11 protein-coding genes and 1 tRNA gene are annotated in these 24,596 nt (G+C 43.5%); 9 read left to right on the top strand and 3 right to left on the bottom strand.

Annotation, left to right across the window (positions count from 1 at the left end; translation table 11 throughout):
• Positions 1–8 precede the first annotated feature (8 nt).
• Positions 9–6,281, top strand: coding sequence for a neuraminidase-like domain-containing protein (locus tag F597_RS0115415; protein ID WP_019540658.1), 6,273 nt, complete (start codon positions 9–11; stop codon positions 6,279–6,281).
• A gap of 28 nt (positions 6,282–6,309) precedes the next feature.
• Positions 6,310–9,609, top strand: a complete 3,300-nt coding sequence (locus F597_RS0115420) for a Tc toxin subunit A-related protein (RefSeq protein ID WP_157279181.1) — start codon at positions 6,310–6,312, stop codon at positions 9,607–9,609.
• A gap of 159 nt (positions 9,610–9,768) precedes the next feature.
• Here F597_RS0115420 and F597_RS0115425 read toward each other — a convergent pair whose 3' ends face one another.
• From F597_RS0115425 to F597_RS0115435, 3 genes are all read right to left on the bottom strand, one after another.
• A complete protein-coding gene (locus F597_RS0115425) occupies positions 9,769–11,187 on the bottom strand; it encodes a DUF5723 family protein (RefSeq protein WP_157279183.1) in 1,419 nt (472 codons plus the stop codon).
• Positions 11,188–11,258: 71 nt separating this feature from the next.
• Positions 11,259–11,870 (bottom strand): hypothetical protein, encoded by a 612-nt coding sequence (locus F597_RS0115430; RefSeq protein WP_019540661.1) that lies wholly within the window; start codon positions 11,868–11,870, stop codon positions 11,259–11,261.
• A gap of 207 nt (positions 11,871–12,077) precedes the next feature.
• Positions 12,078–12,151, bottom strand: a tRNA-Met gene (locus F597_RS0115435).
• 380 nt (positions 12,152–12,531) lie between these two features.
• On the opposite strand from F597_RS0115435, the gene F597_RS0115440 reads away from it, so the two are divergent.
• The 7 genes from F597_RS0115440 to F597_RS0115470 all read left to right on the top strand — a co-directional run bounded on the left by F597_RS0115440 (position 12,532) and on the right by F597_RS0115470 (position 24,572).
• Complete coding sequence (locus tag F597_RS0115440; protein ID WP_019540662.1) at positions 12,532–14,958, top strand: endonuclease MutS2; 2,427 nt, start codon at positions 12,532–12,534, stop codon at positions 14,956–14,958.
• A 98-nt stretch (positions 14,959–15,056) separates the two neighbouring features.
• Complete coding sequence (locus F597_RS0115445; RefSeq protein WP_044060397.1) at positions 15,057–16,448, top strand: MFS transporter; 1,392 nt, start codon at positions 15,057–15,059, stop codon at positions 16,446–16,448.
• Between the two features lie 101 nt (positions 16,449–16,549).
• Positions 16,550–18,535, top strand: a complete 1,986-nt coding sequence (locus tag F597_RS0115450; protein WP_019540664.1) for a glucosamine-6-phosphate deaminase — start codon at positions 16,550–16,552, stop codon at positions 18,533–18,535.
• Between the two features lie 293 nt (positions 18,536–18,828).
• The gene (locus F597_RS0115455; RefSeq protein WP_019540665.1) at positions 18,829–19,218 is read left to right on the top strand and encodes an START-like domain-containing protein; all 390 of its coding nucleotides are present in this window, start codon (positions 18,829–18,831) and stop codon (positions 19,216–19,218) included.
• 486 nt (positions 19,219–19,704) lie between these two features.
• The gene (locus tag F597_RS0115460) at positions 19,705–21,663 is read left to right on the top strand and encodes an LptF/LptG family permease (protein ID WP_019540666.1); all 1,959 of its coding nucleotides are present in this window, start codon (positions 19,705–19,707) and stop codon (positions 21,661–21,663) included.
• A 17-nt stretch (positions 21,664–21,680) separates the two neighbouring features.
• Positions 21,681–22,901 (top strand): bifunctional 3,4-dihydroxy-2-butanone-4-phosphate synthase/GTP cyclohydrolase II, encoded by a 1,221-nt coding sequence (locus tag F597_RS0115465; protein ID WP_019540667.1) that lies wholly within the window; start codon positions 21,681–21,683, stop codon positions 22,899–22,901.
• Between the two features lie 159 nt (positions 22,902–23,060).
• On the top strand, positions 23,061–24,572 hold the full coding sequence (locus tag F597_RS0115470; protein ID WP_019540668.1) for a DNA recombination protein RmuC: 1,512 nt from the start codon (positions 23,061–23,063) through the stop codon (positions 24,570–24,572).
• Positions 24,573–24,596 lie beyond the last annotated feature (24 nt).

The following is a 24,596-nucleotide window of genomic DNA, read 5'->3' on the forward strand; positions in this document are numbered from 1 at the left end:
ACAAAAATATGAAACCGGGTAATGATAATTCGCATATCGTAAGGGGAACAATAACCGATAATAGGGGAGTGCCTCTTTCAGGTTATGCTGCGGAACTATTTATTCTCACTATCGTGAATGGCGCTTCCGCGGGCAAAACAATTTCAGGTAAAAACGGGGAGTATGCTATCTCTTACAAAGTTGACGATAGGAACAATAATCCGGATATCGAAGTGCGGGTTTACGAAAAAAACGCACGGAAAGAGATCGGGAGATCTGCCATTCAATTCAATGCATCAGGTGATGAGACCCTGAACATCATTGTATCTAACGATGAAATTAAAAAAGAAACAGAATTCGGTTTGGCTTTAAATGAAATCAAACCCCATTTGGGTCAATTGAATTTAACTGAATTAAAAGAAGATGATAAAAACCGGAATATTTCGTATTTGTCAAACAAAACAGGGTGGGATGCAAGAATAACGGCAATGCTTGCCAGTTCAGCTAAATTGAGTGATAGTTTAAAAATTGATTCCTCCCATATATATGCCCTATTACGGGCAGGTGTACCGGGAACTGAAGAGGCTATTAAATCCGTTTCTTCCAAAGATGCGGAAGCTGCGATAAAAAATGCCATTGAAAAAAATATAATCCCGTCAACCGGTAATATCCGGGAAACTATTGGAACATTGGAGACATTATCAATTAATCAGATTCTTAATAACAAACTGCCATCATCCGTTTCTTCAATGAATGAAATGTTGGATATAAGAAAACTGGACATCCAACAAAAAACTATTTTTGCTCAAATACAAAAAGAAGCAGGCAATGACCCTGGAAAATTATGGAATTCCCTTTCTGAACAAGGATTTGATACCGATACTATTGCAGCTTTACAATTAGACGGCAAACTGGGTTATCTCACAGGACAGAACGTGCCGCTTATCAGGAGGGTATACGACAAATTCAATATCAAAACAGATGTTGAGCTGGCAACCAGCGGATTATACAAAGTCGACGAATGGAAAAATTTGATTGGAAATGACTTGCCCCAGGGAATTACAGCGGATGAATATGCCCGGCATCTTGCTTTTCAGGTGAAAATCGGATATCCTACGGCAGTAGCAGGTGAAATGATAAAAAGAAAAGAAATTGACCTCGGGGCCAATGCACCCACAGATGAACTCTATCAGTTTTTCAGCAGCAATCAGACCAAAAATCTTATTGGAAGCCAACCGGTGAAAAATTGGGACGGATTCGATCAGTTAACTACTCCGGCAAAAGCTTCTGCTAAAATCATGGAAAGGATGTTTCAGATGAGTCCTTCGGATGAATCAATGGTCGCTTTGAGTAAGTCAGGGCTATCTTCGGCATACCTGATAGCCGGTTATACAAAAAATGAATTCTTACAAGCCTATGGTGGAAATTTCCCCAATACCGTGGAAGCCGAAATGACGTATAACAAAGCTGTCGAAATAAACAATGCTTCCATTAGTATTGCTACCGGCTATATTACGGCTCATACCATGCCCAACGTTTATTCCATTACCGGCAAGTCAGAGAAAGTACAAAACGAAACCATTGCTTATCCCACTCTTGAAGAACTACTGGGCAATATGGATTATTGTGCCTGCGATCATTGCAATTCAGTGCTCAGCCCTGCAGCTTATTTAGTTGAATTGCTCCATTTTATTGACCTGGAAAAAATCCCGCATGAAAAAGAAAATCCCATTGATGAATTGTTGAAGCGAAGACCCGATATACAACATATTCAGCTTTCTTGTGAGAACACCAATATGTCTCTTCCCTATATTGACCTGGTGAACGAAATATTGGAACATTATATTCTTCATGGCGATCTGAAGGATTTGACAGGGCATGATATAACAGAAGATATAACCCAATCGGAATTGCTTGCCGAACCCCAGTTTGTGGAAAAAACCGTGTATGATGAGTTGAAATCGAAAGTATTTCCTTATAATCTTCCCTTTCATCAACCGCTTGAAACCCTGCGGAGAATATGTAAAATCTGGGATACAAGCCTGGAAGAAATGTTGTCAGTTTTTTCAGCACCATTGCCTTCAAGGAAGGAGGCCCTTAGCTTTAGTGACGATGAATACAAAACCATTACGGATAGTAACTTTAAAAAATTACCGGAATATTTCGGTGAACCTGATGGTAGCACAATTGCTCAATTGAACGCAGCTATTGCCAATGGAAAAGCCTTTTGTCGCAGGACCGGTATCAGTTATGATGACCTGACGGCCTTGCTAAAAACCAATTTTATAAATCCGGGAGTAAGGATCATTCCATTATTTCAAAAATTACAGATCAATTTTACCGACCTGAATGAATTTTATAACGGCACATTGTCCGGTGCATCATTGGATGCCATGATCCCGCCTGAAATATCGCCGGATGATTATGAAGGTGATATAAAACAATGGCTTAACAAGAATAAGAATTTGATTATGGGGCTGATTACTCTTACAGATACAGTAAGCGGTTCTGTAGAGTGTGATTTTGCTAAAGTAGAATTGAGATACGTACTTCCGGAGAATGCTGGTAATCAGTTGACTGAACTTTCGTATCATAAGTTTCACCGGTTTATAAGACTGCTGCGTAAAACAGGATGGAGTATCAGGACTTTGGACAGTGTCATATCCACTTTGAGTCCGGTTCCTTCAGGACAAATTGTTATTGACAATATTGATCCGGTTTTTGTAACATTGTTCAACAGGATTGCGAATTTTAAAAAAATCGCAGATCATCTCTCCTATTCCGAAAAAAAATTCGAAGAATTGTTGCTCATTCTGAACAGTGCCAACCTGCAGGAATTACGTATCCAACAGTGTGCAAAAATCACAAAATTGAGTGTGCCCGAATTGACAGAATTAAGTGCGATAACCGGAATAGATCCGCTTGCCGATGATATGGAAACCGATGAACCGTCACTCATGAAATTTATTCTGATCGCACAGCAATTAAAAGCCAATTCCTTGAAAGTGGCAGACCTTTCCTATATTTTGCATCATGTGGATTTGACCGGTAAACTTACAGTCTCAGAGGAAACAGAACTTAAGAATGTGAAAATTTTGCGTGAAACGCTGAACAGTGTGGAAAAGGAGTACAGCATTGCTCCTGATAATGCAGATTTCAATTTTGCAAGGAGTAAAATGTCTTTGGTGTATGATGCAAGCATCACTGACTATTTCTTTGGATTGCTTCTGGGGACAAACACCTATAGCGAATCTTTCGTGACAAGTGAAGAAGTGTTACCGAAAAAAATAACTGATGCCGACACCCGGATAGGATTTGATCCATTTAAAAAGGAACTTACATACACCGGGGTTTTATCCAACACTGCCAAAACTTTACTGGAGAATACCGCAGACTCACTTGGATTGGCCGATATGGAAATTATTGGCACACAACCAGACCTGGATGCTTTTATCTCAGATTTCAAGGCTGCTGTTGATTTGTTATTCGTAATCAGCAATGCAGCACTGATCGACTTTACCGCAAATTATCCGGAACTGAAAAATATTTACGATCAGGTTGTCGCCGAATCTACACCTGCGTTACAAACAAAGAAACTGACAGATCTGATTTTGCCGGAGTTGAAGTCGAAACTGAAAAACAATGGTTTAAAGCAGGTTTTGATAACTGTCCTGAAATCTGATGCGGATACAGTGAATGTACTGACTGCCCAAAAAGAAACTATCCGGTCGGCATCTGATGCCTCCGAATCAGTGATAAATGATTTTTTACAGTTGGAAAATATTCCGGTATTCAATCAAAACACCACTCATAGTTTTTATATAGATGTGCCCGCAACGGATGAATATCTCTTTTACGTCTCTGCTGCGCAGGATACAGTCATTTCACTCACGATAAATGAACAGCCGGTAATCACCAATATTACTGTCGGTGAATCAAGGGAGATAAAAAACGTATTGCCTCTGTCATTGAAAACAGGGATATTGCACAAAGTTACAATGACAATTGCGTCGTTGCCCGCGGCTGAAACTGTGAATTTATTATGGCGTACCAAGGCTATGGAGAAATCTGCCATACCGGCCATGGCAGTATATGCAAAAGAAAATGTTGATTTTGCCAGGGAATCGCTTATCCGGTTATCCAAGGCCTCCCAACTGCAAAAACTCTTTGGTCTTACTCCTGCCGAATTGAATTATTTTGCTTCGGCAAATGAAGAAACAAAGAATTTCCTGAATGAATTGGACACGGACGGCAGCATCAACAACGCAGATCTAAAAACCTTATGGGGAAAAATAAATCTGCTTGTCAATTTCAAACAGATGAAAGATGAAAATGAACCTGAAGACAATATATGGCTACAGGTATTACAAAATCCTGATGTAAAGAACAGCCAGAATAAATTGTTACTCGAATATTTCAATTTGTGGAATGAGGCAGATCTTACAGGGGTACTGCAACACTTTGGATTGATCCGCAGCGACCTTTCAAAATTGAGTCTGCTGAAAAAAGTGGTTGATGCCATGGCTTTGTTGAGCAACATCTATTATCCTGCTTCAGATGTACTTTCATGGATTACAAACAATCCCTCTTATGATTTGATCGCCGGCATAAAGGTAACAATAAAGCAAAAAGTGACTGAAGCAATCTGGCTCGAAACCATGCAGACTGTCAGTGACCCCGTGAGGAATTTATTGAGGGATGCTTTGGTGAGTTATGTCTTACAATACAGAAAACCATCGCCTGAAATTGTCACTTCCGATAAACTGTATGAATATTTTCTGATTGATGTGGAGATGGATGCCTGTATGAAAACTTCCCGGATAAGGATGGCGCTTTCAACCTTGCAGTTATTTATTCAACGTTGCATGATGAATCTTGAACCCGATGTGTCTCCCGATTCCATACGGGCTGAGCAATGGGCATGGATGAAGCGCTACCGTTTGTGGGAAGCAAACAGAAAAGTATTCCTCTATCCGGAGAATTGGCTTGAACCCGAATTGAGGGACAATAAATCTCCCTTATTTAAAGAGCTGGAAGGAGAATTACTGCAGGCAGAAGTTACCGACGAGTCAGCAGAGCTCGCATTCCTGAATTATCTGAAAAAATTGGATGATATTGCCAAACTGGAAATCGTCGGTATGTATCTGGATGAGAATGAAAAAGGGAATCAGTTCGATGATGTTCTACACGTGATAGGACGCACCAACGGCAACACAAGACAATACTATTATCGCCGTTATGAGTATGGCTATTGGACACCCTGGGAAAAGATAAACCTCAATATAGAAGGCGATCATATTTTCCCGGTTGTGTGGAAAAAGAGGCTGCTCCTCTTCTGGTTGAATATCCTTGAAAAACCTGTTGAACGGAACACCGGTTCTTCTCCAAAAGCAATCTCCGAAAAGCCATGGACAGACCAAAAAAGGATAAATGTGGAGATCAATATGTGTTGGGGGGAATACTTTAAAGGTAAGTGGACATCACCAAAATCGACCGAGCTCAAACGACCGGTTGTAATACCAAATATCCAATCGTTCGACAGCCGCACACTATCGCTCTATGGAAGAAAAGACAGGGTTGAAAATCCGGCCGGTAGGTTCAGGGAACGCCTGGATTTCTATCTGATATATTATGGTACAGGAAGTATGCACAGGATACTATATACATCAAAGAATGCTCCTCCTTATGTAGAGAAACTAAATACTTTGGTGAATATTAATCAACTGGTAGAGAATGAATACATCACATTCCTTGAATCATACATGGCGCTGAATACACAGAATTATTTTACACAGATGCTTATTCCATCCAGCGTGTTTAAGACAAGAGTGAAACAACCCGCCGGCGCCACAACCAATTATGTGACCGAAACCATTTTTTCCAAAAAGGATGTTTTGCAGCCCGGCCTTTCAATTACTCCCTTGCGGCATCCGACAGAAAATCAGTTTGAAGCGCCATTTTCTTACGCAGATGAACACAGTACCTTTTTTGTACAGCCGGATGAGAAAGTATACAGGAGACTCCCCGAAATTGATAGTTACTTCCCATGGGTTGAATTGCCACTTTTAGAGGTAAATATTCCTGAATTGGTGGACAAACCAATACCCGGCTGGCCTCCGGTAATGGAAGATGTGATCAGGTTTGACGAAATAGTGAATCCTTCCGATCCATGGAATCAGGTAATAGGGCAGGTAGATTTCAATACTAACTACAATAAGATTCTTGTAACAAACGAGCCTTATCTCTTCGAGGGTAAGGTGATTAACACAAGAGGACCTGTGAATAAATTGATAAACAAATAGTTTTATAAGCATTTAAAAGTTGAATGTCATGATAGCAAATAATAATTTTCATTATCAGTCAGAACTAATGCTAAATAATAATCTGATGGTTGACAAAGGATTATTATGGTTATATTATAATAATGCACGAAAAGTGCACTATACACTTTCCCCGCATTATCACCCTTATACCGATGAACTGATTGAAACGCTTAACAGGGACGGTTTACCGGCATTATTGGATGCAAAATATCATAAGAGCCTCGAACGAACGTTGACTGACTGGTATATTCCGGGAGCTTATGCTATGTCGCCATTTCCGAAAGAGAATATTGATGTCACCGATGACGGACCGTATGCCGTTTATAACTGGGAGCTTTTCTTTCATGCTCCCCTTACGGTTGCTGTCCATCTTAGCAAAAATCAGCGTTTTGCGGAGGCACAAAAGTGGTTTCATTTTATTTTTGATCCGACATGTACCGACAGCAGTGTCGATGCACCGCAACGGTTTTGGAAATTCCTCCGTTTCAGGGAAGAAACAAAGGCTGAGTTTATTCAGGAAATGCTGACAGAGCTTGCGAAAAACGAAGACAATGAATTGAAGCAGCGTATGGAGAAAAGCATCCAGGCCTGGCGGGACAAGCCCTTTCAGCCGCATGTTATTGCCCGTACCCGCTACCTTGCCTATCAGCTGAATGTGGTGATGAAATATCTGGATAACCTTATTGCCTGGGGCGACAACCTGTTCAGGCAGGATACCATTGAGACACTCAATGAAGCTACGCAGGTATATGTGCTTGCAGCCGCCGTTTTAGGTCCGAAACCACAAAAAATTCCGCCTCGCGGAAAAAGGATTCCAAAAACTTATAAACAATTGAAAGATACCGGTATTGATGCGTTTGGCAATGCATTGATAGAAATAGAAAACGATTTTCCGTTTAACACAAATCCCACTTCCACCACTAAGGCAACTGAGGGAGGAACTTCAGCACTGTTTGGTATTGGCCGATCTTTATACTTTTGCATTCCGCAAAATGATCAATTACTTGCGTATTGGGACACTGTGGCCGACCGTCTGTTCAAGATCAGGCATTGCATGAATATTGAAGGTGTTGTCCGCCAATTGCCGTTATTCGATCCGCCCATTGATCCCGGCATGCTGGTGAAGGCTGTCGCTGCCGGTATTGATATAGGGAGCATTGTCAACAATATCAATCAGTCCATATCTGCTGTACGCGGACCGCTACTGCTGCAGAAAGCGATGGAAATATGTGCTGAAGTGAAATCGTTGGGAAATGCTTTGCTTTCCGCGCTTGAGAAAAAGGATGCGGAACATATTGCCCTGATGCGGCAGCAACATGAATTAAACATTTCAAAACTGGTGCAGGATATAAAATTCCTGCAGTGGAAAGAATCAGAAGCCGCCACTGAGTCGTTGCTGAAAAGCAGGGCCGTCGCTTTTGAAAGATACCGGCATTACAAGAGAATATTGGGAAGCAGTGATTCGGATATCGATAAATTAAAAACCATTGATCTTGCAAGGCAGGAGCTGAATGAGGAAAACTTTGACGAAGTATATGCACAGTTCATTGGGGAATATGCAGGAGAACTAAGCCAGGAGGATTACAGGAAAGAAACATCTGTCGGCGGCTTAATGGAATTTGCAGGAAATATGGTTACCGGAATTTTGGGCGGTGAATTGGGCAAAACCTTACCATTGAATAAAAATGAGAATGCAGAGTTGAATATTTTCCTGCCCAGCTATGATACCTTCAGTGCTCTTTCTTCTGCATTGAAGTTAATTTCACCGATTGTAGGCCTTATACCCCAGTTTGACGTGCACGGAACCCCATTAGGTGTCGGAGGGGCTGCTGAGTTTGGCGGGAAACAGTTAAAAGCGGCAGCTGACGGAGGTTCAGAAATTGCACAAAAAATCGCAACCGCATTTCTTACCAGCGCAGAGAGAGCTTCCAAAATGGGAGGCTATTACCGAAGGGCAGAGGATTACGTGCTTCAGGCAAACAGTGCCACTGCGGAACTTGTGCAATATGGCAGACAAATTATTTCATCCCTGATCCGTGAACAGATTACCAAAAAGGAATATGAAAATCATATCAGACAAATTGAACAGTCGGAAGAGATGAACGCCTTTCTACAGGATAAATTTACCAATGAGGAGTTGTATAGTTGGATGCAAGGAGAAATTTCAAGGATTTATTTCTCTTGTTACCAATTTGCTTACGATATCGCAAAGAAAAGCGAACAGACAATGAAGTATGAATTGATGCGTCCTGAATTCACTGACACCGATTTCATTCAATTCGGCTATTGGGACAGTGCAAGAAAAGGCTTGTTGTCGGGTGAATCGTTGTATCTGGATCTGAAACGGTTGGAAATGGCTTATCACGAAAACAACAAAAGGGAGTATGAAATTACAAAACACATATCAATACAACGTTTGGACCCAATGGCCCTGTTGAAATTAAAAGCTACCGGCACCTGTGAAATTGTAATTCCCGAATGGATATATGATTTGGACAGTCCCGGACAGTTTATGCGGCGCATCAAATCGGTAGCTGTTTCCATCCCCTGCATTACCGGCCCTTATACTACCGTCCATGCAAAGTTGACATTACTGCAGAGCAGTATCAGGATTTCATCATTGAAAGGGGACGACTACCAACGGTCAGGTTCGGAAGACAATCGTTTCCGGGATTATAACGGCGCCATTCAATCCATTGTTACCAGCTCGGCACAAAACGACAGCGGCTTATTCGAAACCAATTTACGCGATGAGCGTTATTTGCCGTTTGAAGGGGCCGGGGCAATCAGCAGATGGAAAATCGAACTACCCAACGATATTCCCCAGTTTGATTTTGAATCCATCGCCGATGTTGTGTTGCATTTCCGCTATACATGCCGGGAAGCCGGTCATCTGGCAAAGGATGCGACAACCTGGATTAAAGAGGAGATTTTATCTGATCCGGAAAAAGGGTTGCTTCAGTTATTCAGCATCAACAGCGAATTTGCAGGAGAATGGAATCTGTTTAAAACAGCCACCAATAATAATGAAAGAAAATTAGTCCTGAATATCAATAAAAATTACTTTCCTTATTGGACTAAAACATTGGGTATGGATGATCAGATAACCGCTACATTCTGTAGTATGGATTTAAAGAAGAAAAAGCTGACCGTTGCAGCAGAAAATGTGGATTTAGTGGGTGATGTCGACAGTGGATGGAGCCTGACAATAGATAGTACAAATGCAGTTCCGTTTAATTTCCTGAATAAAATGCGTACTGAGAACAAAACTGTTTACATGTTGCTGAGTTATAATGCAGATTTATGAGTAGGTAGTAAGTTTCGCATATAAATTTATAATGTATGCAACTAAAACGGAGACCTTTAGATATTTTTTGGGACCCATAGTGCTGGATGAGCGTTAGTAAAGGTTTTAGCTGCAACTATACGACTTGCGAATCTTAAATTAGGTAGTAATCATGATAAATTAACGGTGTAACTTTTCCCCCATTGGTATGCTAAATCCCACTTGTACGTTAAGGGCCTTGCTTTTGGTCGGGAAAAAATGGGAATTCACGTGTGGGAATATATAATCGCTTGCAAGGAAAAAACGTATTCCCTTTGGGGGAGCAAGGTGGGCGGCAAATCCCAGGGTGTTGAAAGCGCCATGCATCACGGAATAGCTTCCGGTCAGTCCCAGCCAACCGGCATGGACGAAATTTGCTGAAACCGTAAGTTCCGGAGAATTGAAATATGTTCCGAAATAGTTCGAGAACAGGACTCCGAATGACAGTCTTTCATTCAACCTGTATTCCGTCCCGATATTCAGGGAAGATCGCAACGGGACGGTTCGTTTAACCGGCTCTGTTTCCTGCAGGTCCACTGCGGATTGAAGATCTTCCACTACATCTTCAAAAACGTCGTTTAACGACGACGACCCGTCGGTATGCAGTGTATAATCGTTGGGATTGATACGCACCGTTGTTTCGGGAGACTCCAGGAATACGGCGTTTTTCCTTCCAAACCTTATAAAACCGATATCTGTCAGGGCTGCTGAAATTGTTAACCCGTTCAATCCGGGAAATGTTTCCGACAGGTCGTACTGCGCCCCGATATCGAATCCGGCGCCCCATCCGGTCGCGCTTATTCTTTTCCCTTCCGACAGCTCGAATCCGTCAAATTTACCCTCTTCGTCGTGCTTCACCTTTATTCCCGGCATGGATGCTTTCAGCAGCACGGACGACTGAGCTTCCCAGTATTCTGTTCCTGCATCGACGGTTAACCGGGAAGCATTTAAATCGAAATCGGCTATCCCTATTAATCCTTTCATACGTCCGCCGACTATCAGGTTATCGTTTATCAACGGGCGTGAATAGCCCACTCCCAACTCCAGCTTGCCGTTACCCGTGGCACGGATATTTTCTATTTCATATTTTGTCTGTTCCTGACGGCCAAATCCTTTTTTTACGAGTTCGAAAACCGATTTTGGAATAGTGGCATCCACGTGTGTCTTGATATCCAGATCGATGCTCCAGAAATCGTCGTTCCTGTAAAAGCCCAGCCCGAACAGCTTGTAAGAAAACGCGCCGATGACATAATTATTATTTTTCATCCTGTTTAAAAAATCATCGGCATCTACCGATTGGTGGAGAAAGGTTACCCGTTCTCCACCGGCTTTCCTTGTAAGATGGTCGAGGTTGAGTGTATTTGTTTTCACCTCGCCGTAAAAGCTCGGCAATACCGGTAAAACCATATATCCCTGATTGGGACGCAATGCCGGGTTCAAGGAACCTCGTTCGAATGACGATTGCATAAAATATTCAGTTTTACTCTGGCCCTTTGCCGTGCCGGAAATAAAATAAAATGTGATAAAAATAACAAGAATAGGGATTGGAAAACGTTTCATTTTCATTATTTTTTTTGATTCTCAAACAAGATAAATGAGTGATATGCGCTATAGTATGAAAAGAGGGTTGTTTATAAAGTAATGGACATACCGCCGGTATTGAGCACAAGCTTGTCGAACAGGAGGTAGCTGTCTTTACCCAGGGAAGAAGGAAGGGTATCAATAACAATTGAGATACACAATGACCGTGCCGGTTTCATGTATTTCATATATTCTTTTCCGAAAACGATTGCTGCTTTTTGTTTCGATGCGTGCTCGACATATATGTTCGGAATTTTAATCTCCTCAATGACTTTCCCATTTGCATCCAGAATACTGAACCCGATATTCATCGAGAACAGATCCTTGTTTCCCAAATCAAGTTCTAAGTCCGAATTCAATACCACGTCGTCTGCTCCATCATAAAAGAAGTGTTCGATAACCTCATCATTAAAGAGCCCCTCCACAACCGTTTCCAACATATATTGAGAGGCGGTAATTTCCAGTCTCAGCTCTTCGGGGATATCAATCGTGTAGCCCGAAGTGTTCAGGAAGATAGTATCTAATTGCCCGAGAGGCACGGGAGGAATGTTCAAATGGGCCGTTTTGTTTATAGAGTCAAAATCATAATCGTGGTAGATGCACGATTGGAATACCAGGCATAGCCCGATACCGAGTTGAAAAAAAGCTGATTTTAAATTCATATTTTGTGCTGTGAAGTTTCAATATCTGCGATAAATATATGCATTTTCTTTGTATGACGCACCTTCTTCGCAAAAAAACAGATTGTTCCTGCCAAGTATCAAACCTATTGGATAGGTAGGTTATTTATATCATTTGTTTACCCCATTGTTTATCCATAAAAAAAACAGCTACAGGTTTTATGCTGTAACTGTTTAATATTCAATTTGTAGCGAGAGGGGGGCATGATCCCCCGACCTCATGATTATGAATCATGCGCTCTAACCAACTGAGCTATCTCGCCAACAAAAAATAAGAATTTCCCTCCGGAATTCGAGGTGCAAAAGTAGTACAACTTTTTGAATTCTGCAACACCAAAATCGAAAAACATACAGGAAAATTAAAAAACAGTCAAAGCGATCCTCCGGAAGGATCATCATCGGCCTCTGAATTAATATAACCGGTTGTATCTGTCTAAAATGGTAAATATCGGTTTAAAATTGTAATTTTGCAGGCTCAAAGGTATTTTATACAAATCTAGTGTTTGGTATATGGAAACCTTTAGAACCCGCACTTTCAGAATCAGAGAAAGTTCGTCAACCATAAGACTATGATCAATATTTGACAATTGAAACGTCTTGGCTCTTGGTTCTTGGCTCTTGGTTCTATTTAAATTGACAGATAATGATCTATCCCGATAATTTCGAACAGAAAATAGAATTTCAGAAAGTACGCCAACTCCTTTTGGAACGGTGCCTGAGTCCTCTTGGAAAAGAAAAGGTGGAAGAGATGCATTTCTCTGCTTCTTACGATGAAATAGAGCCTCTTCTTTTCCAGACTGAAGAGTTTGTCCGTATCAGGGAGGAGGAGGATTCATTTCCTGCCGACCATTTTTATGATATGCGTCCCGTGCTGAGGCGCATCCGGGTGGAAGGGGCGTGGATCGACCAGAATGCCTTGTTTGAACTGCGGCGCTCATTACAGACCATCAACGGGATTGTGGCATTTCTGCGGTGTGATGAAGAGAAAACACCCAAATATCCATATTTGCTTGCATTGGCAGGTGAGGTCCTGACCTTTCCGGAAATTACCAGGAGGATAGATTCTATATTGGATGGTTTCGGGCAGGTAAAAGACCATGCGTCGCCCCGCCTGTCGGAAATCCGGCGCGAATTAACCTCTACCATGAACGGTATCTCTAAAAGCCTGAATGCCATCCTGCGAAGGGCTCAGGCCGAAGGGTATGTGGATAAGGATGTGTCGCCGAGTATGCGCGACGGACGGTTGGTGATTCCGGTGAACCCTTCCCACAAGCGAAAGATCAAAGGTATAGTGCACGATGAGTCGGCTTCGGGTAAAACGGTCTTTATCGAACCGTCGGAAGTAGTGGAAGCCAACAACCGGATTCGTGAGTTGGAGGCCGATGAACGGCGGGAGATCATCAAAATACTGACAGACTTCACTAATTACCTGCGGCCTTTTCTGCCCGATCTGCTGGAGTCATACGAATTTCTGGCAAAAATCGATTTTATCCAGGCAAAAGCAGCTTTCGCAACGCTGATAGGAGGTATCAAGCCTTCTATCGACAACACTCCGCAAATCGATTGGGTGGAAGCAGTGCATCCATTGCTTTACCTGTCTCTAAAGAAGCAGAACCGGAAGATCGTCCCGCTCGATATTATCCTGGAAGGTGATAACAGGCTCCTGGTGATCTCCGGTCCCAATGCCGGTGGTAAATCTGTTTGCCTGAAAACGGTGGGGCTGTTACAATATATGGTGCAATGCGGATTATTGATCCCGTTGAAAGAGAATTCCAGGGTAGGGGTGTTCAATGATATCTTTATTGATATCGGTGACGAACAATCCATTGAGAACGATCTGTCGACCTACAGCTCTCACCTGCTGAATATGAAATTCTTTGAGAAGCATTGTAATGGTAAATCGCTGTTATTGATCGATGAGTTCGGGAGCGGTACCGAACCCCGGATAGGGGCAGCCATTGCCGAAGCGCTATTGGACAGGTTCAACCGTCGGCAGTCGTTCGGCGTGATCACCACCCATTATCAGAACCTGAAACATTTCGCCAACGAGAATAAAGGGGTAGTGAACGGTGCCATGCTTTATGACCGACATGAGATGCAGCCGCTCTTTCGTCTCGCTATTGGTAATCCGGGAAGTTCATTTGCCGTGGAGATCGCCCGCAAGACAGGTATTCCGGAAGATGTAATAGCCCATGCATCGGAGATCGTGGGGAAAGATTATATCGATATGGATAAATACCTGCAGGATATATCACGCGACAAGCGATACTGGGAACGGAAACGGGACGAGATACGCCGCGAACGGAAACGGTTGGAGGAGATCACTTCAAAATATGAGGCTGATCTGGAAACGATCAACAAGCAGAAAAAGGAAATACTGGCGCAGGCTCGTGAGCAGGCGGAACAGTTGTTGGCCGAAAGCAACGCCCGTATTGAAAATACAATCCGTGAGATCCGGGAGGCAGGAGCTGATAAGGAAAAAACCAAACAGATACGGCAATCGCTCCGGGAATTCAAAGAGAAAATAGAACCGGTCGACATGCCGGAAATAAAAAAGCGAAAAAAGCAGAAACAGAAGCAGACGGCAGGTAATGATAACGGTTTGAAAGCAGCCCAACCTCTTGCAGCCGGTGACACGGTACGGTTGATAGGCCAAAGCTCATCGGGTGAGATTATGGAGATCTCCGGAAAGAAAGCGGTCGTGGCTTTCGGGATGATCAAATCCACAGTCGATCTCAGTAAATTAGAGCGGATAAGTGCCAATCAGATAAAAAAAGAGAAGAAAGCCTCCAATACACGCGACCTGTTACACGAGAGGAAACTCAATTTCAAGCAGGATATCGATGTACGGGGTATGCGTGGCGACGAAGCGCTGCAGGCAGTGATGTACTTCGTGGATGATGCCATTCAGTTGGGAGTGTCCCGGGTACGAATTCTTCACGGCACAGGTACAGGAGCGCTGAGGCAGGTTATCAGGGAATATCTGGGCAGTGTACATGGGGTAGCACGTTTTCAGGATGAACACGTGCAGTTCGGAGGTACCGGTATTACGGTAGTCGATCTTGAGTAAAAACAAGCTTGACAGTCCCTTCAATATTCAAATTTTTTTTTATCTTTGTCGACGATATTAAATTTATTCTGATTTTTTTAACAATTAAACAATCTCTGATGGTTAAATTCTCCAAGCCCTTCTGGGTTGCCAATTTTGTAGAACTTCTCGAGCGTCTGGCATATTATGCCGTTTTTATTGTCATTACACTTTATTTGTCTAATGTATGGGGCTTTTCCGATATTGAAGCGGGAGTCATCGCCGGTTTGTTTTCGGCCATGCTTTATTTGCTGCCAGTGTTTGCCGGTGCCATTTCTGATAAGATCGGGTTCCGTTCGGCCATCATTCTGGCTTTTGCACTGCTGACCGTAGGGTATGCCGGGCTGGGAATCCTGCCTACGATGCTTGAAAGTGCAGGCTTGGTGAGCTATGAGATGACTACCACTTACACAGGGTTGAATGAGAGTTATCTGAGATGGTCTATCATTGCTCCGCTGATACTGGTCGTTATTGGAGGGTCATTCATCAAATCGGTGATATCCGGTACGGTAGCGCGCGAAACCACACCGGAAAACCGGGCTCGTGGTTATTCCATATTTTATATGATGGTGAACATCGGAGCCTTCACCGGAAAGACGGTAGTCGATCCGCTGAGAAGGAGCATGGGCGACCAGGGATTGGTTTACCTGAATTACTTTTCGGCAGCCATGACACTCCTTGCCCTGATTGCCGTTTATTTCTTCTATAAATCGGCAAAGACCGAAGGAAAAGGGAAAAGTTTTGCAGAGCTGGGCCGGTCGTTGGGAAAAGTGATGCTGAACGGCCGTTTGATGTTACTGATATTGATTGTGAGTGGTTTCTGGGTTATACAGAGCCAGATGTATGCCACCATGCCTAAATATGTGATCCGGTTGATCGGAGAGGGAGCATCCCCCGGATGGTATGCCAACGTGAATCCACTGATAGTATTTGTCTGTGTGAATTTCGTCACCTCAATTATGAAAAAACGGAACGCCATCACCTCTATGATGATAGGAATGTTTATTATTCCGCTATCCGCATTGGTGATGTCCTTTGGTACGCAAGTGGGAGTAGCCAATATTCTGGGCATGCATCCCGTAGCATTCATGATGATTGTGGGGATCGCCATGCAGGCGTTGGCAGAATGTTTTATTTCACCCCGTTACCTGGAGTATTTTTCCCTTCAGGCACCGAAAGGAGAGGAGGGACTTTATCTGGGATTCAGCCACCTGCATTCATTCTTCTCCTTCTTGCTGGCTTTCGGGTTGTCGGGATTCCTGCTGGACAAATACTGTCCCGATCCACGGCTGTTCACCAATGAAGCCGGCGTCCTCGATGCAGTGGCTTACGCTGCAGCTACGCAAAACGCCCACTATATCTGGTATGTTTTTGTGGGGATCGGTGCCATCTCAGCCGTCGCGCTTATCATTTACGGGCAAATTACGCGTAAGTTGGATATGAAAAGAGAGCAGTCGGGTACCGGAATTTGAAAAAACAGGAAATGATATCCAGAAACAGAAAACTTGCCCCCTTGCCGGGTGTTATAACATAATAAGTATATAATTATCTTTTTTTAAAATCGTAAAGAGATATGAGGTTAGATCTGAGTTCACACATTACTTTTGAAAGGGTTCCCAAAAAGTATTACAGGCCGGAAAACGATTTCGAGGAATATAATCTGTCGCGTTTCGAGAAACTGCCGGTAGCCATCTTTGAAGAATCGGGGAGAGCGGCAAAAAAAATTGCGAAAGATATCGTCAACGAGATGAAAGTAAAACAGCAGGAAGGTAAACCCTTTGTGCTGGGAATTAGCGGGGGAAACTCCCCTCTGCCGGTTTATGAAGAGTTGGTGAGATTGCATAAGGAAGAAGGCGTCAGTTTCAGTAATGTGATCGCTTTTAACACGTATGAATTTTATCCGGTGCTCGATTTCACCTATAGCAACCTGCAGATGCTGAAGGAGAATTTCCTTGACCAGGTAGATATTGCACCGGAAAATATCTACTCCCCGGATGCGACCGTTGAGAAAGACCTGATCGCTGAAAACTGCGAAGCGTTCGAGCAAAGTCTGAAGAAAGTGGGTGGACTCGATTATTTGCTGTTGGGATTAGGCAGTAAAGGGAACGTGGGATTCAACATGCCTGGTAGCAGCCTTCACTCGGAAACCCGTCTGGTGATGCTTGACGGTGACTCCAGAAAAGACATTGCCCGTAACTTCGGGTCGCTCGACAAAGTACCGGTAAGCGCTATCACTATGGGAATGTCCGATATGATGGATGCAAAAAAGATTTCGCTGGTAGCCTGGAGTGAGCAAAAGGCACAGAGTATCAAGGATATCGTAGAAGGAGCGGTAACCGACCTGGTACCCGGGTCTCTGTTGCAGACACACCCTGAATCCAAAGTCTTTGTAGACCTGGCAGCCGCTTCCGAATTGACACGTATCAGCCGCCCCTGGTTAGTGACCAATTGCGAATGGACCAGCAAATTGATCCGTCGGGCTATTGTCTGGCTTTGCGGGGTGGTAAACAAACCTATCCTTAAACTGACAAATAAAGATTACAGCGATAACGGATTGAGTGAACTGATTACACTCTATGGATCTGCATACAACGTGAATATCAAAATATTCAATGACCTGCAGCATACTATTACCGGCTGGCCGGGAGGAAAACCCGACGCCGATGATACTTATCGTCCCGAAAGGGCAAAGCCCTATCCTAAAAGGGTAATTATTTTCAGTCCGCATCCCGACGACGATGTGATCTCTATGGGAGGTACATTTCAGAGACTTGTCAATCAGGGACATGAGGTGCATGTGGCTTACCAGACCTCCGGAAATATTGCCGTGGGCGACGAAGAGGTGATCCGCTATATTTCCGTGCTGAACAGCATGCGCAAGAAATTCAATCCCGAAAACACAGGATTGCTGGAAAAATATGAAAGTATTCGTCATTACCTTTTACATGAAAAATCGAAAGATGATGTCGATACCCCTGATATCCTTTTCATTAAAGGCAGAATCCGCCGTGAAGAGGCCCGTTCGGCCGACAGATACGTAGGTCTTCCGGAAGAGAATGTACATTTCCTTGATCTGCCCTTCTACGAAACCGGTAAAATAAAGAAAAATCCTATATCGGAAAGAGATGTCAATATCGTAAAAGATTTTATTGAGACCATCAAACCGCACCAGATCTATGTGGCGGGCGACCTGGCCGATCCGCACGGAACGCACAAGGTATGCCTCGATGCAATCCTGGCTGCAGTCGACCTGATGAAAGATGACGACTGGTATAAAGATTGCCGGGTCTGGATGTATCGTGGTGCATGGATGGAGTGGGAGATAGACCATATAGAAATGGCAGTACCACTCTCTCCTGAAGAACTTCGACAGAAGAGAAACGCTATCCTCAAACATCAGTCACAAATGGAGAGTGCGCCTTTCCTGGGAGATGATGAGAGATTGTTCTGGCAACGTTCGGAAGAGCGGAACAGAGCTACGGCTGATATGTACTGGAAGTTGGGACTGGCCTCCTACGAAGCCATAGAAGCATTTGTCGAGTATATTCCCGTGCAATAACTATCGACAGACTTTCAATCTAATAAAGAACTCCCGGTGTCCGAGACAGGTGATCGCTGTTTCCGGGCACCGGGTTTTGTTTTTAAAGGAGCAAGGTGAAAGATTCATCTGCATAGTTTCATTAACTTGGTTTAGCTTTTTAGGGATCGTTCAATCGGCCAGATTCTGTTTCACTTTAAGCTATTTTTGGGGTTTATCTTCAGTATCGCTCAATTCAATATAAAATTAACAGATGGTTTTGGCTATAAATCCCTAAAAAAATTGTATATTGTGAGCCTGTTTTGAATTGATAGATGTCGAAAGAGAAATTTCATATCGAATTCCTGATGGGAAATGCCACCCAGAGTAGTTTGTGGCGAATGATCAGTCAGATTGACGGCCTTTCGGAATGGTTTGCAGATGAGGTGACGATGGATGAATCAGAGACCATCTACAAATTCATGTGGGGAAAAACGGATAATGAAGCCCGGATTATTCACAAAAAACCACAATCAAGCATCCGATACAGGTGGCTTGATGAGGAAAATGAAGAACTTTATTTCGAATTTTTACTACGTAAACTTGACCTGTCGGGTGCTATGACTCTTGAAATAACTGATTTTGCCGAGCCGGATGAGAAAGGTGATGCCATAGCGCTATGGGAATTTCAGGTCGATGAAATGAAAAGAAGGCTCGGAATCTGACTTTCTCATACCGTGATATCTTTATCTTTCAATAAAAATTTAGCCGTTTTGAGTCGCCTTCGCTCCTCGATTTTCAATTCTCGCAACGGCAGAAGACGAGTTTACTCGGATTATGCTCGTATTGCTTAACGAAAACGTTCAATTACATTAGTCGTTTTCTCGCTATGGCAAAGTTCAAACAAGTTTAACTTTGCTCATTTAGCTTAACGAAAACGTTCTATTTAAGAAACCACAATTCGTTTGATTTTATTATCTTTGGATAAGATAGGATGCGCCTCGGAAATCTTTTGAGAGTAAACTCTCATAATTTCTCTTAGCTTTCACTATCTTTGTCATAAAATTAAAAGTTCAATTACATTAGATATTTTCCCGCTATGGCAAAGTTCAAGTATACTTAGATGTTTTCAAGTTCTATTGAAAACATTCAATCAGGTTTGCCTTTGCACATTTAGCTGAACGAAAATATTCTTTTTTGTCCATTTTTTAATGAGAAGATTTTTCCACATAAAGCGGCTGTACGGCTACATTCTTACAACATATATTCCGCTTCTTCTGATGACTTTTGCCATATGCCTCTTTTTGGTATTGATGCAATTCCTGTGGAAATATGTGGAGGATATGGTTGGCAAAGGGCTGGAGATAAGTGTGCTCGGTGAAATGTTTGTCTATGCAGCTCTCACGCTTGTCTATATAGCGTTGCCATTGGCGATCCTACTGGCTTCCCTGATGATGTTCGGGAACATGGGTGAGAGTCTGGAGTTGCTGGCTGTAAAAGCGGCCGGCGTCCCGTTGCTGACGGCTATGAAGCCGCTTACCATCCTGATTGTGGGTATTGCGGTCGGAGTTTTTTTTTATCAGAATAATGCTCTTCCGAAAATACAAACTAAATTTTATTCGCTGCTCATCTCCATCCGGCAGGCCTCACCCGAATTAGATATACCTGAAGAAGTTTTCTACAAAGATATTCCCGGCTATAATCTTTATGTGGGAAAGAAGGACCAGAAAACAGGGATGCTGCATAATGTATTGATCTACGACATTGCAAGCGGCTTCAATAATATGGCCGTGATTATCTGCGATTCGGCTGAGATGAGTACGACAGACGATAAGAAGATGCTTATCTTCACCATGTACAGTGGGCAACAGTTTCAGAACTTTCAACAGGGCAATGGTTCCTCTTCGCGATATAACGAGGACTTCGTTCCCTATGCACGGGAAAGTTTCGATACAAAGACGATGATGATTGCTTACGATGCCAACTTCAACCGTATGGGGGAAGAGGTGATTGAAGGCAGCGCCACCAGCAATTATGTATCCAAGAACTTAGCGGAACTGGGCGCCTCCATCGATTCCATGTCCCTGATCTTGGATAGTGTGAACCGGGTGGACAGGAAAACGATGAAGAACCATTCCTATCTCTCTTTCAGGAATGGATACCCTGCGGGGAAGAAAGACTCCCTGATCGCTGCCGCACGACTTGCCCCCGTAGACGTGCCCCGTCCCGATACCCTGGTGCTGACAAAAGCACTGAACGAGCAATCCGCTATTTTGCAAAGTGCCTATATGAAAGCGGATAATAACAGCAATGAGTTTCTCTTCAGGTCGCTCAATAAAACTACCACGCAGCGTACCATTAACCGGCACTGGGTGGAATGGCACCGCAAATTTACCATTCCTTTCACCTGTCTGATATTCTTTTTTATCGGAGCTCCGTTGGGTTCCATTGTAAGAAAAGGAGGATTGGGCACACCCATCGTGATATCGGTTATTCTGTTCATCATCTACTATATCGTCGAAAATGTGGGTTATAAAATGACCCGCGACGGTGTGTGGGCACACTGGTTCGGTATGTGGTTCAGCTCGTTCGTTTTGCTGCCTATAGGGATTTTCCTGACTTACAAGGCGGTGAATGATTCGGTAATCATGAATGCCGATACCTACGTCAACCTTTTCAAAAGACTCTTTTTCATTCGTGATAAGAGAAAATATCCGGTAAAAAGTGTGATCATTGAAAAACCGGATTATGAAAAAATATCGCAATCACTGTCTGATTTGTCACAGAGGATCGACCGGTTTCTGGACAGATATGGTCGTCTCTCATATAAAGACTACTGGACTGACACCAATTATAACAAGGAATTACGTTCTCTCAGAAGTTCATTGGAGATAATACTCAACAGCCTGTCCAATTCCCGTAAACTGGAAGTATTGGCAAAGGCGGAAGAGTTTCCTGTAATATTCAATATAGTGAGGATTTTCAATACCGGTTCAATACCGGCTAAAATCTGTATGTACCTTTTCCCTGTAGGAATTATTCTCAGATTCCTCTCTATCCCCCTTGAGTGGACAATCAGGAAAGACCTGAGGAATATTCAAAGGTTGAACGGAGAGATGATAAATATTTTACACGGCATTCATGAGCCTGAAACTATAGCTTTAGCATAAAAACAATCCATATACAAATGCAAGAAGAAATTCAATTACATACTATTGAAGAAGCCATCGAAGAGATTCGGAAAGGCAACTTTATCATAGTGGTCGATGATGAAGACCGCGAAAATGAGGGCGATCTTATTATTGCGGCAGAACATATCACTCCCGAAAAGATCAATTTTCTGGAAACTCATGCGCGGGGACTCATCTGTGCCCCCATCACCAAAGAACGGGCCGAAGAATTGGACCTGCCGATGATGGTTTCACACAATACATCGATACATTCCACTCCCTTTACTGTCTCTATCGATCTGCTTACACACGGATGCACTACCGGTATCTCGGCTTATGACAGGGCACAAACCATCCTGGCACTGACCCGTAAAGAGACGGCACCGGAAGATTTTGGCCGTCCGGGACATATCTTTCCCCTTCGTGCGCAAACCAAAGGGGTACTGCGTCGCGCAGGACATACCGAGGCAACGATCGACTTTGCCCGTCTGGCAGGACTCTACCCGGCCGGCGCCCTGGCCGAGATCAAGAATGAAGACGGCTCCATGGCCCGTCTCCCCGAATTGATGGAAATGTCCCGGAAATTCAATCTGAAGATCGTCTCAGTGGCCGATCTGATAAAATACAGACTCCGGACGGAATCGTTGATTGAAAGAGGTGAAGCTGTGCAACTCCCTACGGAATATGGTGAATTCACGATGATACCGTTTCTGCAGAAAGCTACCGGTCAGGAGCATGTAGCTCTGATCAAAGGGGAATGGCACGACGATGAACCGGTGCTGGTACGTGTCCACTCCTCCTGTATGACGGGAGATATTTTCGGGTCAATGCGTTGCGAATGCGGGGAACAGCTCCACAAGGCGCTGCAACTCATCGAAAAGGAAGGAAAAGGAGTGCTTGTCTATCTGAATCAGGAAGGGCGCGGGATCGGACTGATGGCAAAGGCAGCTGCCTACAAGCTTCAGGAGCAGGGGCTCGATACCGTGGATGCCAACCTTCACCTCGGTTACCAGGCCGATGAACGGGATTATGGCGTAGGCGCGCAGATCCTACGCAGTCTGGAAGTGAGAAAGATGCGCCTGATGACCAATAACCCTACCAAACGTGTCGGTCTTGAATCCTACGGACTGGAAGTAGTGGAGAATGTGCCGCTCGAAATCTCCCCCAACCAATACAACCATTTTTATATGGAAACCAAGAAAAAGAGAATGGGGCATGTGTTGAGGAGCATAAAATAGATGTGTTGATGTGCCAATGAATGTGATCAAGTGGTTAAATGGAAAGGTGATTGGGATATTCGAATTTGATCGATCTTCTTTATTCTTCAAATCAACTAATCAGTAAATCGTTAAATCTGTTAATCAATTATGAGTTCTTTGCTCTAAATAAATGATCTTATGAACATTTTGTACCTTCTAATCGGTTTTTTTGTAGGGGGAGTCCTGGGATGGATTATCGCCTCATTACTGAACAGGTCGAAATCGGTTTCAAAAAGTGAATTTGATGCGCTGACCGGCAGATACAACATTTTAAATACCGAATTAGCCTTGTCGAAAGAGAAAATAACCGGCATGGAGGAAGATGAGGCATCATTAAAAAGTGACATAAAGGAACAGGAGGAAACAATTGGCCGGTTACAGAGAGAACTACTGGAGGCGGAACGTGGTAGTGCCACGCTGTCGGCCAATCTGAATGCTGCACAGGAGACTATCCGAAATTACCAGGAAGAGGTAGAACAGATCAGGCACGAACTGAAAACAAAAAACGAAGAATGGAATGAAATAAACAAGTCGCTGGCTCAGTTCACGGCAGAAAACAAATCGTTACTCGAAAAACTGGAAAACCAGAAGGTAGAAATAGTCGAATTACGGAAACAGTTCAATCTGGAGTTCGAGAATATTGCCTCGAAAATCTTAGACGAGAAATCCGAGAAATTTACCCATCTCAACAGGGATAATCTGGATGCTATTCTGAAGCCGTTCGGAGAGAATATCGAGTCGTTCCGCAAAAAAGTGGAAGAGGTCTATATCAACGAGTCAAAAGAACGTTTCTCACTTGGACAGGAGGTGAAGAACCTGCGTGAATTGAACGACCGGCTCAGTACCGAAGCCAATAACCTGACCAGAGCTTTGAAAGGGAGCTCAAAGACACAGGGCGACTGGGGTGAGATGATTCTGGAGAATATTCTTGAACGTTCGGGATTGGTGAAAGGTCGGGAATATTTTGTGCAGGAATCGCTGAGAGATACCGACGGTAACGCTTTCACCGGAGAAAGCGGCTCACGAATGAAGCCCGATGTAATCATCGCCTATCCTGACAACCGGAAAGTGATTATCGACTCGAAAGTATCGCTTACGGCCTATGCCAATTATGTAGGTGCAGACGATCCGGTAGAGCAGAAAAGATATATCGGCGAACATCTTCGCTCCGTACGTAAGCATATCGACGAACTGAGCCGGAAAAGTTATCAGGATTATGCCGATACACTCGATTTCGTGATGTTGTTTATCCCTAATGAACCGGCATATAGCCTGGCATTACAATATGATGAAAACTTGTGGCAGTACGCCTACGAGAAAAAAATACTGTTCATCAGCCCGACCAATCTGATCGCTGCTTTAAAGTTGATAGTGGATCTGTGGAAACGGGAATACCAGAATCGGAATGCGATGGACATTGCCGAGCGCGGAGCTGCGCTATACGACAAATTTGTCAATTTTGTGGATTCACTCACCGATATAGAAACCCATTTGAACAGGGCCAAACGGAGCTATGAGAGTGCTTACAGCCAGTTGAAATCGGGTAGGGGAAACCTGATCGGCCAGGCCGAAAAGCTGCGTGAACTGGGGGTGAAAACTAAGAAATCACTACCCCAGTCATTGCTCGACGAGGTTACCGATGAAGAGTAATCTGACTCAATTAAAAAAGAAAAA

This window comes from Proteiniphilum acetatigenes DSM 18083 (assembly GCF_000380985.1).
GTDB lineage: Bacteria > Bacteroidota > Bacteroidia > Bacteroidales > Dysgonomonadaceae > Proteiniphilum > Proteiniphilum acetatigenes.

Bases quoted from the DNA above. Each gene is read 5' to 3' on its own strand.
- F597_RS0115455 (WP_019540665.1), top strand. From the start codon at position 18,829: ATGTCGAAAGAGAAATTTCATATCGAATTCCTGATGGGAAATGCCACC.
- F597_RS0115415 (WP_019540658.1), top strand. From the start codon at position 9: ATGAAACCGGGTAATGATAATTCGCATATCGTAAGGGGAACAATAACC.
- F597_RS0115430 (WP_019540661.1), bottom strand. From the start codon at position 11,870: ATGAATTTAAAATCAGCTTTTTTTCAACTCGGTATCGGGCTATGCCTG.
- F597_RS0115445 (WP_044060397.1), top strand. From the start codon at position 15,057: ATGGTTAAATTCTCCAAGCCCTTCTGGGTTGCCAATTTTGTAGAACTT.
- F597_RS0115460 (WP_019540666.1), top strand. From the start codon at position 19,705: ATGAGAAGATTTTTCCACATAAAGCGGCTGTACGGCTACATTCTTACA.
- F597_RS0115420 (WP_157279181.1), top strand. From the start codon at position 6,310: ATGATAGCAAATAATAATTTTCATTATCAGTCAGAACTAATGCTAAAT.
- F597_RS0115465 (WP_019540667.1), top strand. From the start codon at position 21,681: ATGCAAGAAGAAATTCAATTACATACTATTGAAGAAGCCATCGAAGAG.
- F597_RS0115470 (WP_019540668.1), top strand. From the start codon at position 23,061: ATGAACATTTTGTACCTTCTAATCGGTTTTTTTGTAGGGGGAGTCCTG.
- F597_RS0115440 (WP_019540662.1), top strand. From the start codon at position 12,532: ATGATCTATCCCGATAATTTCGAACAGAAAATAGAATTTCAGAAAGTA.
- F597_RS0115425 (WP_157279183.1), bottom strand. From the start codon at position 11,187: ATGAAACGTTTTCCAATCCCTATTCTTGTTATTTTTATCACATTTTAT.
- F597_RS0115450 (WP_019540664.1), top strand. From the start codon at position 16,550: ATGAGGTTAGATCTGAGTTCACACATTACTTTTGAAAGGGTTCCCAAA.